12 protein-coding genes are annotated in these 12,858 nt (G+C 41.1%); 5 read left to right on the top strand and 7 right to left on the bottom strand.

The window, feature by feature from the left end:
- Positions 1–21: 21 nt before the first annotated feature.
- Both ACNKW3_RS16525 and ACNKW3_RS16520 read left to right on the top strand, forming a co-directional pair.
- The gene (locus ACNKW3_RS16525; protein WP_427400433.1) at positions 22–2,469 is read left to right on the top strand and encodes a DUF7619 domain-containing protein; all 2,448 of its coding nucleotides are present in this window, start codon (positions 22–24) and stop codon (positions 2,467–2,469) included.
- A gap of 11 nt (positions 2,470–2,480) precedes the next feature.
- Positions 2,481–3,038, top strand: a complete 558-nt coding sequence (locus ACNKW3_RS16520; RefSeq protein ID WP_427400432.1) for a hypothetical protein — start codon at positions 2,481–2,483, stop codon at positions 3,036–3,038.
- A 55-nt stretch (positions 3,039–3,093) separates the two neighbouring features.
- On the opposite strand, the gene ACNKW3_RS16515 is transcribed toward ACNKW3_RS16520, so the two are convergent.
- The 7 genes from ACNKW3_RS16515 to ACNKW3_RS16485 all read right to left on the bottom strand — a co-directional run bounded on the left by ACNKW3_RS16515 (position 3,094) and on the right by ACNKW3_RS16485 (position 8,356).
- Positions 3,094–3,492 carry a GFA family protein gene (locus ACNKW3_RS16515; protein WP_427400431.1) on the bottom strand — a complete coding sequence of 133 codons (399 nt, stop codon included), beginning with the start codon at positions 3,490–3,492 and terminating at the stop codon, positions 3,094–3,096.
- 202 nt (positions 3,493–3,694) lie between these two features.
- Entirely contained in the window at positions 3,695–3,886 is a 192-nt protein-coding gene (locus tag ACNKW3_RS16510; protein WP_427400430.1) for a CsbD family protein, read from the bottom strand.
- A 312-nt stretch (positions 3,887–4,198) separates the two neighbouring features.
- Complete coding sequence (locus ACNKW3_RS16505; protein WP_427400429.1) at positions 4,199–5,197, bottom strand: helix-turn-helix domain-containing protein; 999 nt, start codon at positions 5,195–5,197, stop codon at positions 4,199–4,201.
- A 3-nt stretch (positions 5,198–5,200) separates the two neighbouring features.
- Positions 5,201–6,661, bottom strand: a complete 1,461-nt coding sequence (locus ACNKW3_RS16500) for an amidohydrolase family protein (RefSeq protein ID WP_427400428.1) — start codon at positions 6,659–6,661, stop codon at positions 5,201–5,203.
- A gap of 274 nt (positions 6,662–6,935) precedes the next feature.
- On the bottom strand, positions 6,936–7,130 hold the full coding sequence (locus tag ACNKW3_RS16495) for a hypothetical protein (RefSeq protein WP_427400427.1): 195 nt from the start codon (positions 7,128–7,130) through the stop codon (positions 6,936–6,938).
- Between the two features lie 80 nt (positions 7,131–7,210).
- Positions 7,211–7,414, bottom strand: a complete 204-nt coding sequence (locus ACNKW3_RS16490; protein ID WP_427400426.1) for a hypothetical protein — start codon at positions 7,412–7,414, stop codon at positions 7,211–7,213.
- Between the two features lie 126 nt (positions 7,415–7,540).
- Positions 7,541–8,356, bottom strand: a complete 816-nt coding sequence (locus ACNKW3_RS16485; protein ID WP_427400425.1) for a CPBP family intramembrane glutamic endopeptidase — start codon at positions 8,354–8,356, stop codon at positions 7,541–7,543.
- Between the two features lie 270 nt (positions 8,357–8,626).
- Here ACNKW3_RS16485 and ACNKW3_RS16480 point away from each other — a divergent pair, with 270 nt between their 5' ends.
- The 3 genes from ACNKW3_RS16480 to ACNKW3_RS16470 all read left to right on the top strand — a co-directional run bounded on the left by ACNKW3_RS16480 (position 8,627) and on the right by ACNKW3_RS16470 (position 12,795).
- The gene (locus ACNKW3_RS16480) at positions 8,627–10,420 is read left to right on the top strand and encodes a glycoside hydrolase family 9 protein (RefSeq protein WP_427400424.1); all 1,794 of its coding nucleotides are present in this window, start codon (positions 8,627–8,629) and stop codon (positions 10,418–10,420) included.
- A 143-nt stretch (positions 10,421–10,563) separates the two neighbouring features.
- Positions 10,564–11,706, top strand: a complete 1,143-nt coding sequence (locus ACNKW3_RS16475; RefSeq protein WP_427400423.1) for an HNH endonuclease — start codon at positions 10,564–10,566, stop codon at positions 11,704–11,706.
- A gap of 36 nt (positions 11,707–11,742) precedes the next feature.
- On the top strand, positions 11,743–12,795 hold the full coding sequence (locus tag ACNKW3_RS16470; RefSeq protein WP_427400422.1) for an AAA family ATPase: 1,053 nt from the start codon (positions 11,743–11,745) through the stop codon (positions 12,793–12,795).
- The last annotated feature ends 63 nt before the right edge of the window (positions 12,796–12,858 follow it).

Genomic DNA, 12,858 nt, shown 5'->3' with positions numbered 1-12,858 from the left:
TGTCTAGGGAGAAAGGCAATTATGACGAAGCAAATTTATACCCAAACTAACAAATCTTTTCGTGCGCGGTTTTCCATTGGTCTCGCGAAAATAAGCAAAATCAAGACAACAAAAAATTGGCTTCAGCAATACCTACTGATTGCTGTATTTTTAATATTCTTACCAGTTTCAGTAGACGCCAGACTGGTGTTTTCTACCAGCGATGTGGCATTTCAAAACGCCACTCGGACCGATTTCAATGCAAATTTAGGCTTTGTCTTTGGCGCTCAACAAGTGCAATTTAGCTTGAACAATGTTGATTTTAATTTTTCTACACCGAGTCCGTCTGGATTAACTTATCCGAACAATAGAATTGTCTCATTCTTTCCCGATTTTATTACTATAACTTTTAGTCAACCTTTAGCGGCGGTTGGCTTTCAATTTATGTTTGCTGAATGTCAGGGCCGTGCGCGCTTTGTGGGTTCATTGGGCGTTGAAGATCATGCAATTCCACCAGGGCAATTTAATATCTTTGTGGGCGCTACCGACATTGGTGATATTACGTCGGTTGAACTCTACAATGGCTGTGCTTTGTCAGTATGGAGTGAAATGCGCTTTGCAGTAAACCCGGTAAACCCACCACCAACAAACCAAGCTGACCTGAACATAGTAAAACTAGGCCCTTCAGTTGCCGGTCAGGTGAACAGTCCAATTGACTATGATTTAACTGTGTCCAATAGTGGTCCAGATACTGCAAATGGAACCCAAATAATTGATTTTCCGCCACTGGGAACTAGTTTAGTTAATAGCTCGCCATCAACTGCACTGGTTTCCAATAATCAAACCATGATCACTATGGGAGTGGGCGATTTAGCAAATGGCAGTCAATACACCAATACCCTGACCATGACCTTGCCTCCTTTTATCGGTAGCGGACCTGTAAATGCGAGTTCGGGCATTTTTCAATGTAACTCTGCTTTGCTGAATATTGCGGTTGCGACTTCAGGTGCTATCGATGTAGACGGTGTAAGTAATACGGATGTATTTATTACTCGATTTGATAATTCATCCAGAAGTGGTTTCCCCGAGATATGTAACAACGGCATAGATGACAACTGCAATGGTCGAGTTGATTGTGGTGACAATGCCTGTGCCAGCGCACCCAATTGTCGACCTCCAGCGCTACTGAATCAAAATAATAATCCACCACAACCTTGTTTGGTCGTAAATAACGTGGTGACCTGTTTAAACAACAGCGGGCCGGGTTCTTTCCCTACGGGCCCTACGCCGATTCCATCTCCTCCACCGCCTCAAGCATGCGAATTAAGAGACGTGCACGGCAACGGTATACCGGCGCCCGCTTGTTGTTGCTCCTATGGACCTTGTGATCGTGCTCGATGCGATGCTTTACTCGCCAGGGATCCAAATTATAAAACGGCCGTTCCACCTGTGAGTTCACAAGGTTATGGTATTACCCAAGCTGGGCGGTTGCACGAGTATCAAATTACCTATGAAAATATCGGAGAAGCAGACGCCATTGACGTGCAAATTTACGATGTGCTGGCAGAGGAATTAGATGACACTACCCTGATAGTGAACAATGGAGGGAGCTATGATCCCGATAAGCGTGTCATACTCTGGCAAGATCCATTGTTGCCACCAAGTGAGCCCCGGACCGTCTCATTTAGCATAAATGCACGCGAAGACCTTTTACCAGGAGATAGAATTCGCAACAAAGCGACCATCATTTTCCCCAATGCTGAGCAAATTAGAACAGATACCAACTGGGTAGAGCACGCCATTGAAGATCCCGCGTTGCCCAATCTGCCAGATTTAGGTGTGGTCAGTTGTTTCCAACAAGATACTTCTACTGATGACTGGTCAGTGGTGCTGTATAACAAGGGAACAGCGTTTGCCCACAACGCTAGGGCACAAATTCTTAATCCGCCACCTGGGGTTGTGGTCACTGACGCAAGTGCCAGATTTGGCCGCTCGGATGATACAGATCCCACAGTTATCGGAACTGTAGTGCCTCTTGGTTCTACGCATAGCATAGATCCCGTGAGTTTTAGCGCAAACACCGATGCCAATATCTGTAAGGCCCTTACATGGCGAATTAGTTATACCACTTCTGAAGGGCAAGACCTAAGCGTTGATGTGCAGGTGACCCCAGATTCAGATGCTGATGGCATAGCGGATGAAGATGATAACTGTCCAGATACAGCCAATTTAGATCAGGCAGATAGTGACAACGACGGCCAAGGTGATGCTTGTGAGGTCATCGAACCGCCCTTAGTTTGTGGCGATTTAGATGGCGATGCTGATGTGGATAACATAGACCGCGGCATTTTCATGTCTGCCCTAAGAACCACCGCAGGCGATGCTAACTTCATTGAAGAAGCTGATTATGACGATGATCAAGATATAGATTTTAGTGATTACCAAGCTTGGTATCGCTGTTATGTAACATTCAATTCAACAATCAATTAGGGAGAAGTAAAATGAAAACAAGAATGTTTATTTTCACATGTTTGTTCTATTTATCAATTAATGCGGCGCATGCTGTGCCCATTACCAATTTGGTGGTTAGCGACAGCGATATAATGGTGGGCGAAACCTTCACCATAGCGGTAGAATTGCAAAATGATATCACGACAGAAGGCTTACTGAGTTTCGGTTTTGACTTGCAACCTTTATCACCCATTTTAAGCTTAACGTCTTTCGCCGTTGGTCCAAGCTTTTTCGACGCCTCTTTTGGGCCGAACAATTTTGCAGGGCTGGCGTTTCCGGCAATAATGGATAGCAATATCCAACTTGTGACCCTGACGTTTGAGGCTTTATCAGTAGGTAGTGCGGTGGTAGACATTCTAGGAATATTTGATGGTGCTTTTTACGGTGCTTTTCTTGAAAATTCAGGTTATGACATCAGTGCATCTACCGACATCGAGATTGGTCAACAGATAGTGACTACACCAGTGCCCTCAATGTTGTTGTTACTACTGGGTGGATTGGTATTTCTGCGTAAAAAGAGGCTTTCGTTGGCAACTCAAATGAAGTGAATAGTTAGCGGTAGCACGGCCAATGCTTTGAGTATTGGCCGTGCTTCTAGCTAAATTAATCTTTTGGAGCGTACTGCTCAAATACTTGCTGGCCAGTAAGCTTATTGGTGTCGTTTTTGAATTCGTAGAAATTTGGTTTTTCGTCGATGAAGATTTCGCTTACCAGCGCAAAATCATTTTCTTGAAATAAGCCGGCAGGTAGCATGTATTCGTCGCTTGGTAATAGATGATAAAACAAGTGCGAGCCACATTTTCCGCAAAACCCTCGTTCCGCCCAATCTGAAGAAGCGTATCGAAAAGGAGTATCGCCTGTAAACTTGACGTCTGTTCCACAATGAACGGCAAACATAGGTCCACCAGTCCAGCGTCGGCACATGGAACAATGACATAAGCCCAGGTTAGTTTGTTCTTGTGTTTCCACTTCAATACTGCCGCATAAACATTTTCCCTTCATAGCTTATTCCTTTTACCTTGAGATGAGATTGATTAAAAATATAGCACAAACTGTATAAATAGACAGTTAAGGTTTTGCTACAGGTACAAAGTACTTTGCGGGGGATTAATAAGGTTGGACGGGTAATACCGACAGGTTTTCGGTTCGTAGAAACGGAAAGGCCCGCGGATTCTCATCCACAGGCGCTTTTACTTTTAAGCTATTAGCTAAAAAATCTATCGACTTCTTTTTTAGCTTCTTCGCGGCTTTTCCCATATTGCTTTTGGATTTTGCCCGCTAGCTCGTCTTTATTACCTTCAGCTTGGTCAACATCGTCATCAGTAAGTTTACCCCACTGCTGCTTGATTTTACCTTTCATTTCTTTCCAGTTACCTTTTGCGATATCGCTGTTCATAACGAATTCTCCTTTGGTTGCTGTTGAACATTATTGGTCATTAATGACCTTCAGCCTCAAGGTTGCAAGGGTTAGACCAGTTTAAAAGTAGATTCGAATACTCGATAACCAATTGAAATTTATTGATAATTTTCATTGTTGAAGAATTTGGCATTAAATTACTGAAAAGTTATGTAGCAATCTTATTCAATTTGCTTGTAAGTTTTACAGAGGTTTGACAGTTAGTGCTAGTGCAAAACATTAGAAGCATACTAGTTCTTCGATTTCCATGAAAAAGGAGTAGATTATCGACTCCTTTGTTTTTTCTTTTGCTTATGTCAATGCCTTTAAATAAGCAGAAGGTGTAAGTCCAGTGTGCTTTTTAAATACCGCATTAAATGACGATTTAGAATTAAATCCCGAGGAAAAAGCTAGGTCTAACAGATTAGATGATTGCCCTTGAATGCTAACCTGCTGCTTGAAATGCTCAATACGCAATGCATTAATAAAGTCATTAAAATTGGTATTGCCTCCCTGATTTACCGCCCAAGATATATCTTTTTCACTAATGCCCATTTGTTCCGCTATGCTGCGAATAGTGAGTCGAAGCGTTAAATGCAAATCATGTTCTAATACGAAGCGTTTTATCTGTTTAAAAATAGATTCTGCGTTTTGGTTTTCTGGTGAGTGCTCGCCAGATGCAAGACTGTTCCACTCTTTGAATACTTTACTGTAATAAACGAGCTGTTTTAATATAAACACAACCAAGCCAAAGGTAACCAGGTTACCTAGCATTTGCCAAAAATTGTTAATTTGCGGACCGAGTTCTGGTTGCAGGTTTAGTCGCACAAGTTCCAGTGTTTTATTCACACCAGTAATGTAAAACACGGGAATGATCCACTTTAGCTGGTGGGAATAGGCATCACTGGTTATTTGCACAATGGCCAAATGATATTGCCGGATCAGGTATAGGCAAAATACTATATATGCAAATTGAGACAGCGTACCTATTAAGATCAGCTCTTGAGGATATTGTAAAAAGAACAGGCTTATTAATGCTGGAATAGCATGCAGTATCATCAGTATAGGTTTTTGCGGTTGGCGTAGCAAAAAACTAATGAAAAAGTAATAGCAGGGGCCTAGCGCAAAAATAATAGCAATGGCATAGGGTGCCGTAAATAATTGCAAAGCGTTTTGCCCATAGTCAAGCAGCATACCGACACCACTAATCAGCATCAATAACCGAAAACCAAACAAGTGAGCACCTTTGGGTAGATATACCGCTATGAAACATAGGGTAGCCAACATTAGGCTTACCGACTGATTAATCATGCTTTAAAACCACTCGCTAATTCTGATTTCCGCAATTCGCACTAATGATCGGGTTAATCTGGTGTCCTTGGCAACTTGTTTTAACTCTTCTCGTTCACCTGAATCAATCCAATGACCATTAACCATTACCCCTTCGATTTGTGATAGGTTCTGGAGATCCTCAAGAGGATTTTGCTTGAGCAATAGTAAATTAGCGGTGAATTCCGGCTTTATTTGCCCTAGCTTAGTAAACCCAATTAAGCTTGCATTTTTCGTAGCCGCTTGCAGAACCTGATAATTCGACAATCCAGCTTCCGACATTAACGCTAATTCCTCATGTAAGGATTTGCCGGGGATCAAACCAAAACCACCGGCATCTGAACCTGCTAACAAGGGCACATTTTCTTGCTGAAGCATCTTGGTTGCTTCTAGGAAAAACATCGCATGAGGTAATTCGTAACCGTTAGGGTCCATGTTCGACCAAAATTCTTGAGCCCCAATCTCCATAATAGGAATCACAGGGTTTATCATGTCACTGTCTTCTTGATGAAGATAGCCGCCTTTGCTTTGCGCAACCTTAACCAATCGTCGATGTGCAATTAAAGTGGGTGTTACTGCATCCCCAGAGGTAGCTAATTGTTGTGCAGCAGCTCGCATAGAAGTTTCGTTCATAGTGTCGCGCAGCGCATGCCAGGCAATGGTTTCTATATGTTCAAGGCTGGTAAAACCCTGACCTACACTTTCATCCCAAGAAATTTCAAAGGGTTTTTCATAGGGAACGCCATCGTGACGATGACCCTCTGGCGAATGCCCTGTTATGCTCATACCAAGTGCTTGCGCACTTTGTTTGATAGCGTCAAACACATCGGGAAATAGGTTTGAATACACTTTTAAATGCCGAAATCCTTGCTGATATTGCTTTTCAACTGCAGCTATCGCTTGCTCAGGGGTTTGCACACTTTGTTGAAATCCATTGAAATTACTGCCGGGGCTATTAAGAATTTGGCCGGTGGTAATGAAGCTTGGCCCTAACAATTGTGCATTCTCAATAGATGCCTGCATTCTTAGGTGCATCGAGAATCCATTCATGTTGCGTATAGCGGTCACGCCATAATATAAAAAGGCTGCTAATTCAGCTTCATCTAACACATGTACATGGACATCTGTAAGCCCAGGCGTCAGATACATGCCTTGCCCATCGATGATGTCTAATGAAGATAGGTTGGGAAGATTGTTTATGTCAGCGTTAGGAAAGATCTGAGTAATCATGCCATTTTCAACTACTACAGAATGAGCATACAACACAGGCTGCTCGGGATTATCCATGGGCAACACATTAACGTTTTGAATCAACCAGGAACGATTTTCATTGCCAGATAAACGCTGAACATCAGGAATGCGCATTTGTTGATAGAACATCCAAGCGCCGTAAATAAAAGAGACAATTGAAAATATCTTCAAAAAGACTTTGAGTTTTTTCTTCACTGGGAACTAGCTCCGTATTCAATCACTAAGTGAATCTCAGCCTAGCGTCTAATTTTCCTTAAGGCGTCCAGAATCATGATTTTGCACTTATGAATGTAGGAGAATTGAGGAGTGCTTTGCAAGTTTTGACGCGCTTTAGTTGAAGATGATTATGCTTTTTAGCATCATAGTCCTGCAGCACGGGGTGCAAATAGTATCGAAAGTCGTCTAAAAACTTTCATTTCACATCCATTACATCTCTAAAAAGAAAACCAAAAAATTTAACTACAATTTTTTAAACAGCTTTCTTTTTGAGGATCATAATCATGGAAATTCCGACCAATAACCCAGTAATAAGCCCCTTTGCAATTGAAACAAATGATGAGTCCGTCGGCAATGAGTAATCTAATGCTAAAGACGTAAGAACACCGATAATAATTGCGGCTAAAAAGGCTATAGGCAGCCTGCTCAATGCTAATGTTTGTTTCATCTCATTCCTCTTGAAAAATAAATGGCATCTTACCAAGGCAGTAATATGCCATTTATTTACTAAACGTAAAAGACCAAAATTTAGTCAGTCCACAATACGTCAAAAATATAAGCGGCAGCCGCACCAACGGCACCCGCTGCTGCACCTGCAGGGCCAGCTAAACTGCCTGCAATGGCGCCACCAGCCACTTGCGCGGCCATTTCGCCAGCATCAAAATCGCCCCAGCAGAGCTCAGCACATCCGCCATTCACTTGTTGAATACTTGCTTGATCGAGTACTTGCATATGTAAATTCCTTTTTAAATTAAGTTAAGGCAATCAACCCTTGATTGCCTGATTCAAGTTTACTCAAGGAAATTATAAAAACACCTGTACTTTAGGAGAGTTTCAAATAAGTGTTGAAAAATCACATTAATCCAGATTTTTTTGCTTCGGCTGTACTACACGTAAATAATATTCAACCAATAACACACCACCCACCAGTAAAAGCAACTGCAATGCTATGGTGACTTGATCAATGGTAAAAGGCGATGACTTGTCGACGAAATCGAACATCCAGATGCCCTCTATCCATTTCGTTTTCTCACTAAATATGCCTTGAATTACGTTAACGCCCACATGAAAGCCAATGGGAATCGCCAAGCCTTTGGTCCAGTAGGCAAGCACGCCATAATAAAGCCCCCAAATAGCAGGGCCAGAAACGCTTTCAAAGCTTAATCCATGATAAAAACCAAAGGCGATAGAGGTAATATAGATGGCACTTCGAATTCCGATGGCACTGGCAAGTTTCTTAAGAAAGTAGCCACGAAAGGCGATTTCTTCCATAGTGCCTAACGCGAGAAAAACTAACAATATTAGGATAAAAGAAGTAAGGAGGTTTTTTCCTTCAACAGGCATTATGGTAATGGGCGTAAACAGATAATACACCACATAAAAACTGCCAAAAAACAAAATGCCCACAAGCAAAGAAACAATCAATTTAAGCCATGAAGATCGGTTAGGCAGCATCCCCAAATCGCGCCAAGTGAGTTCGTCAAATTTGAGAAATACCCAGGTCGTCAACATGGTACCCGCTATGATCACGCTACCCATCACAATAGCTATTCCCCAGCTTGGAAGCATAGGAAACAAAAAACTAAACCCACCACTAAAAAACAGTAGCTGGAACACAGCCCAGAACACGAAAGCTTTGAAAATGCGAATGAGAGTTTGTGTGGAGTTTTGCATATAAATCCATTTACGCTTTTGTTGAACAAGAGGCGAATATTGATTATCCGTGCGCCTTTTTTTATATCTAAGCCTAATGGGAAATGAAAAAAACACAAATTAACGATGGAGATATTTGTAAATTTACGTAAAATTAACAATCAATTTACAGTTTAAGTGATTTTACGAGTATCAGATTCGTCGCAAAAGGACCAATCAAATATCCGTGCAATCAAAAAAATTTACTCATCTATGTAAGCGCTTTCAGGTATGTTTGATATGGAGTTTAATATGCGCAGTCGTTTCCTTGGTTTTTCCAAACGATTTTATCAATTCGCAATTTTATCATTTCTTAGTATTGCTATTTCAGCTTGTGGCGGTGGTGGTTCATCATCACCTAGTACGCCCCCAACACCACCGCCTCCTGCACCACCACCTCCACCGCCGCCGGCACCGGAAGGTGATATCAAAGTCAATCAAATCGGTTATTTGCCCAGCTTCGCAAAAGTTGCGGTTGTGCCTACCAGTGCGGCCACAACCTTTGAAGTTATTAACACAGACACCAACAGTGCAGTATTTACTGGCAATTTATCGGATGAAGCAACTTGGGCACCGGCTGATCAAGCCGTTAAATTGGCAGATTTTAGTGACTTAACAGCAGGGGGTTCTTATGTGATTCGGGTTGCAGAATTTGATGATTCTCCAGTGTTTACCATCGGCGAAGACAGCTTTCTCAATGTGCATGATACTGCCCTTAAAGCTTATTATTTTAATCGTGCAAGCATGGAGTTAACCGCTGAATTTGCGGGCGATTGGGCGCGACCTTTAGGACATCCTGACGACCAAGTATTAGTGCATGCATCAGCGGCCACTGCTGAACGGCCCGAAGGTACAGTAATCAGTTCACCAAAAGGGTGGTACGACGCTGGTGATTACAACAAATACATAGTCAACAGCGGTATTTCAACCTACACCCTATTGGCCGCTTATATTCACTATCCTGAATTTTATCAAACCCGGAATGGCAATATTCCAGAATCGAGCAATAACGCCCCCGACATTTTAGATGAGATTATGTGGAATCTAGAATGGATGGCTAGCATGCAAGATCCCAACGATGGCGGTGTGTATCATAAGTTAACTACTGCGTCTTTTGCCGGTACGGTAATGCCTCACGAAGCCACCGCACAGCGATATGTAGTGCAAAAAGGCACAGGCGCCACCCTCAATTTTGCGGGTGTAATGGCGACCGCTAGTCGTGTTTATGCCAATATTCCAGAATACGCTAATCAAGCGGCAAGCTATACTCAAGCCGCTATTGACGCCTACGCATGGGCGGTAGCAAATCCAAACGTTGAATACGTGCAACCGGCGGATATTCAAACCGGCGGTTATCAAGATTCAAATTATGCTGGCGAGTTCGCTTGGGCTGCCGCAGAGCTTTATTTGCTTACCGCTGATGCTCAATATTTAGATGATTTTAACCAATACGCCACAGGCGCAAGCATTCCTGGTTGGCCAAATACAATGGGATTGGCCTATGTGTCATTGTTGGCAGAAGGGGAAAATATGCTCGCCACAGACGCCTATATCAGCCTGAAAAATAGCCTAATTGCGGTAGCCGACGGCATAGTTAACAGCCACTCAAACTCAGCTTATGGCGTAGCCATGGAAACCAATGATTTTGTCTGGGGCAGCAATTCAGGCGCGATGAACAAAGCCTTTATTTTAATGCAAGCCTATCGCCAAACCGCATCGGTGGAATACGTGAACGCCGCCATTGGATTAATCGATTATGTGTTAGGGAAAAACCCTACAGATTATTCCTTTGTAACCGGCAATGGAAGCAAGACGCCACAAGACCCTCACCACAGACAGTCGTTTGCCGATGATGTCAGCGCACCAGTGCCCGGCTTTTTAGTTGGCGGCCCGCACCCAGGACGAGAAGACGGCTGTAACTACACAGGCGACCAACCCGCCACCACATATGTAGATGATTGGTGCAGCTACGCCACAAACGAGGTCACCATCAACTGGAACGCACCTTTGGTGTATGTGTTAGCTGCTTTACATGGAGCGCAGTAGGGAATAAATTTTGAAAATGAGTGATATTGTCATAGGATGAACCTTTGAGGGGCTAGAGATATCACTCATAATTCATGGAGGAAAGTTATGTTGTATATGACAGTTTTGAAATCTAGCTATCGAGCGATAATGGTTTCAATGAAATGAGTTTGGCTCAATATGCAGAAAAATTCCAAAGTCTGAAACCGGATAAATCATCGGGACACGCCAAACCTCACAAAGTTTGTATGATGTTCGCAGTAATGGATTTGATCGAGTTAGGACATATTCAGAATAACCATATCTACTATGATGATTTATTAAAACAACGGTTTAGTTGGCATTTTTCTCGTTTAAAACAGAAGAATGATGCTGAAAATCCATTCTTACCCTTTTATCATCTACAATCTTCTGGATGGTGGCATCTAGATGTAGCGCCTGAAAATCAGCAAGCTTTTAAATCGATTAAATCTGCAACAGATTCAAATATTAAAAAGCTAGTTAATTTTGCCTACCTTGATGAAACCCTTTTTGAGTTATTGCTCGTTCCTGAATCTGCAGCGGTGCTTAGAAATTGCTTAACATCCAATCTTGATTCCATGGAAGAGCAATATGGCAGATGGGCAAAATCAATTGGTAAGTCAGATAAAACAATCCAAAATTATCTTGGTGCGCTTAAAAACTCAATTCCGAAATGGATGGATGAAGTAGGTGTTTCTGATAAAGGTTTATTGGGAATAAGTTCATTTACTGAATATCAAAAAATCGTAAGTAAAACCTACGAAGTCAAAGAGTTCAAAGAATACAACGCTCGCGGTAAAGGTATGTATAGCGCGGCAATTAACAGTTACAAAGACTTTCTTTTAGATATTACCCAAGCTGATATCAAGCAAGACATCGATGAAATTATCTTGGACAAGAATATTCCCGATACTCAAAAAGCGGTGATGGTGAATGCTAGAGTGGGTCAAGGACAATTTAGGGAAAATTTAATTGGCTACTGGAAAGGTTGCGCTGTTACGCAATATCCGAATTACCGATTTTTAATCGCTTCACATATAAAACCGTGGTCAAAATCAAATAATGAAGAAAGGCTAGATCCTTACAATGGTCTGTTGCTCCTAGCAAATATTGATAAAGCATTTGATCTTGGGTTCATCAGCTTTAGCGAAAAAGGGAAGATAATGATTTCTGAGCATTTAGAAGAACGCCAGACCCTAGGTATTCATCCAGAAATGAATATTTTGGTGTCCAAAAAGCATCAGGATTATTTAGCGTTTCATCGGGAAATGCAGTTTAGACTGTGATAATAAAAACTAAAAATTGTATAAAGAAGAAGTTAAATGGAAAATTGTAAGTTAGATGAAAAACGGATATCTGAACTAAGAACATTATGGGCAAGTTATTTAAAAGATATGCCTGAAACGGAAAAAAATAAAATTTCTGAACAGGTCCCTAAAATAAATGAACAATGGAAGATTTATAGAGAAAAAATAAGGGAAAGTAATTTAACTCTTAGAGAATACACCAATATAAAAGCTAACGATGATGCTAACTTACCAGGAAATTATCTATGTAACTTCCTGGAACGCACTACTCCGGAATTTTTTGGTTCTTCTAAACCCGGTAATGCAAATAACTTTGAAGTTAAGATGAATAATGATGGAAAAACTTATTCAATTTTGAAACATCTCTCTGGTAGTAAAGTAGGGGGTAAAACTAATGAGTCAGAAGCAAGATATTTCTATGAAAAAAATGTTAAAACGATTCTGGAAAACATTATTAAATGTGAACATCCTCTAGGGAAGATTGATATAGTTGAAGGTGCTGAATATGCGGCTAAACAATTTCTTAGAAAAATAGCGGTACTAGAACACCCCTGCGACTTTTTATCCATATATTCTGATGAGACTATTGATGAACTTTATCGAGAATTTTCAGAAGAAAAGCAAGAAACAAATTTAGAAAATAAAGACAAACCTAACAAAAAAACAAATTTAAAAAAAAATTACGAAATCAGACAAATTGTGGACACAATTTTTGAATTAGACAGTTCTGAGGTTACAAGGGTTTTAATCTCAAGATTTTTATGGAAGTTTGCAAACACAAAGGAAATAGTTGATAAGGACACTCCTAATGTAATCTTCTATGGACCGCCTGGTACCGGAAAAACTTATGAAGTCAAAAAAAGTCTGGATTTCGTGTGTCAAGGCGACAGAACAAGATATGAAATAGTACAATTCCACCCCTCTTTTACTTACGAAGATTTTATAGATGGCATAAAGCCGAAAGGAGTGTCATCAGATGGAAATATTAAATTTGAATTAGTAAATGGTATTTTTAAGAGTTTCTGCCAAAAAGCCAAGAAAAATCCCCAAAAATTGATCTTCCCCTAAAACACTAGACACTTTTTATGTTCAAAATGAAGTATGATAGGAAGTGTTATGAGAAACAAATAT

It is taken from the genome of Glaciecola sp. 1036, assembly GCF_050306235.1.
Classification (GTDB): Bacteria; Pseudomonadota; Gammaproteobacteria; order Enterobacterales; family Alteromonadaceae; genus Glaciecola.
This window is presented reverse-complemented; position numbering and strand designations above follow the sequence as displayed.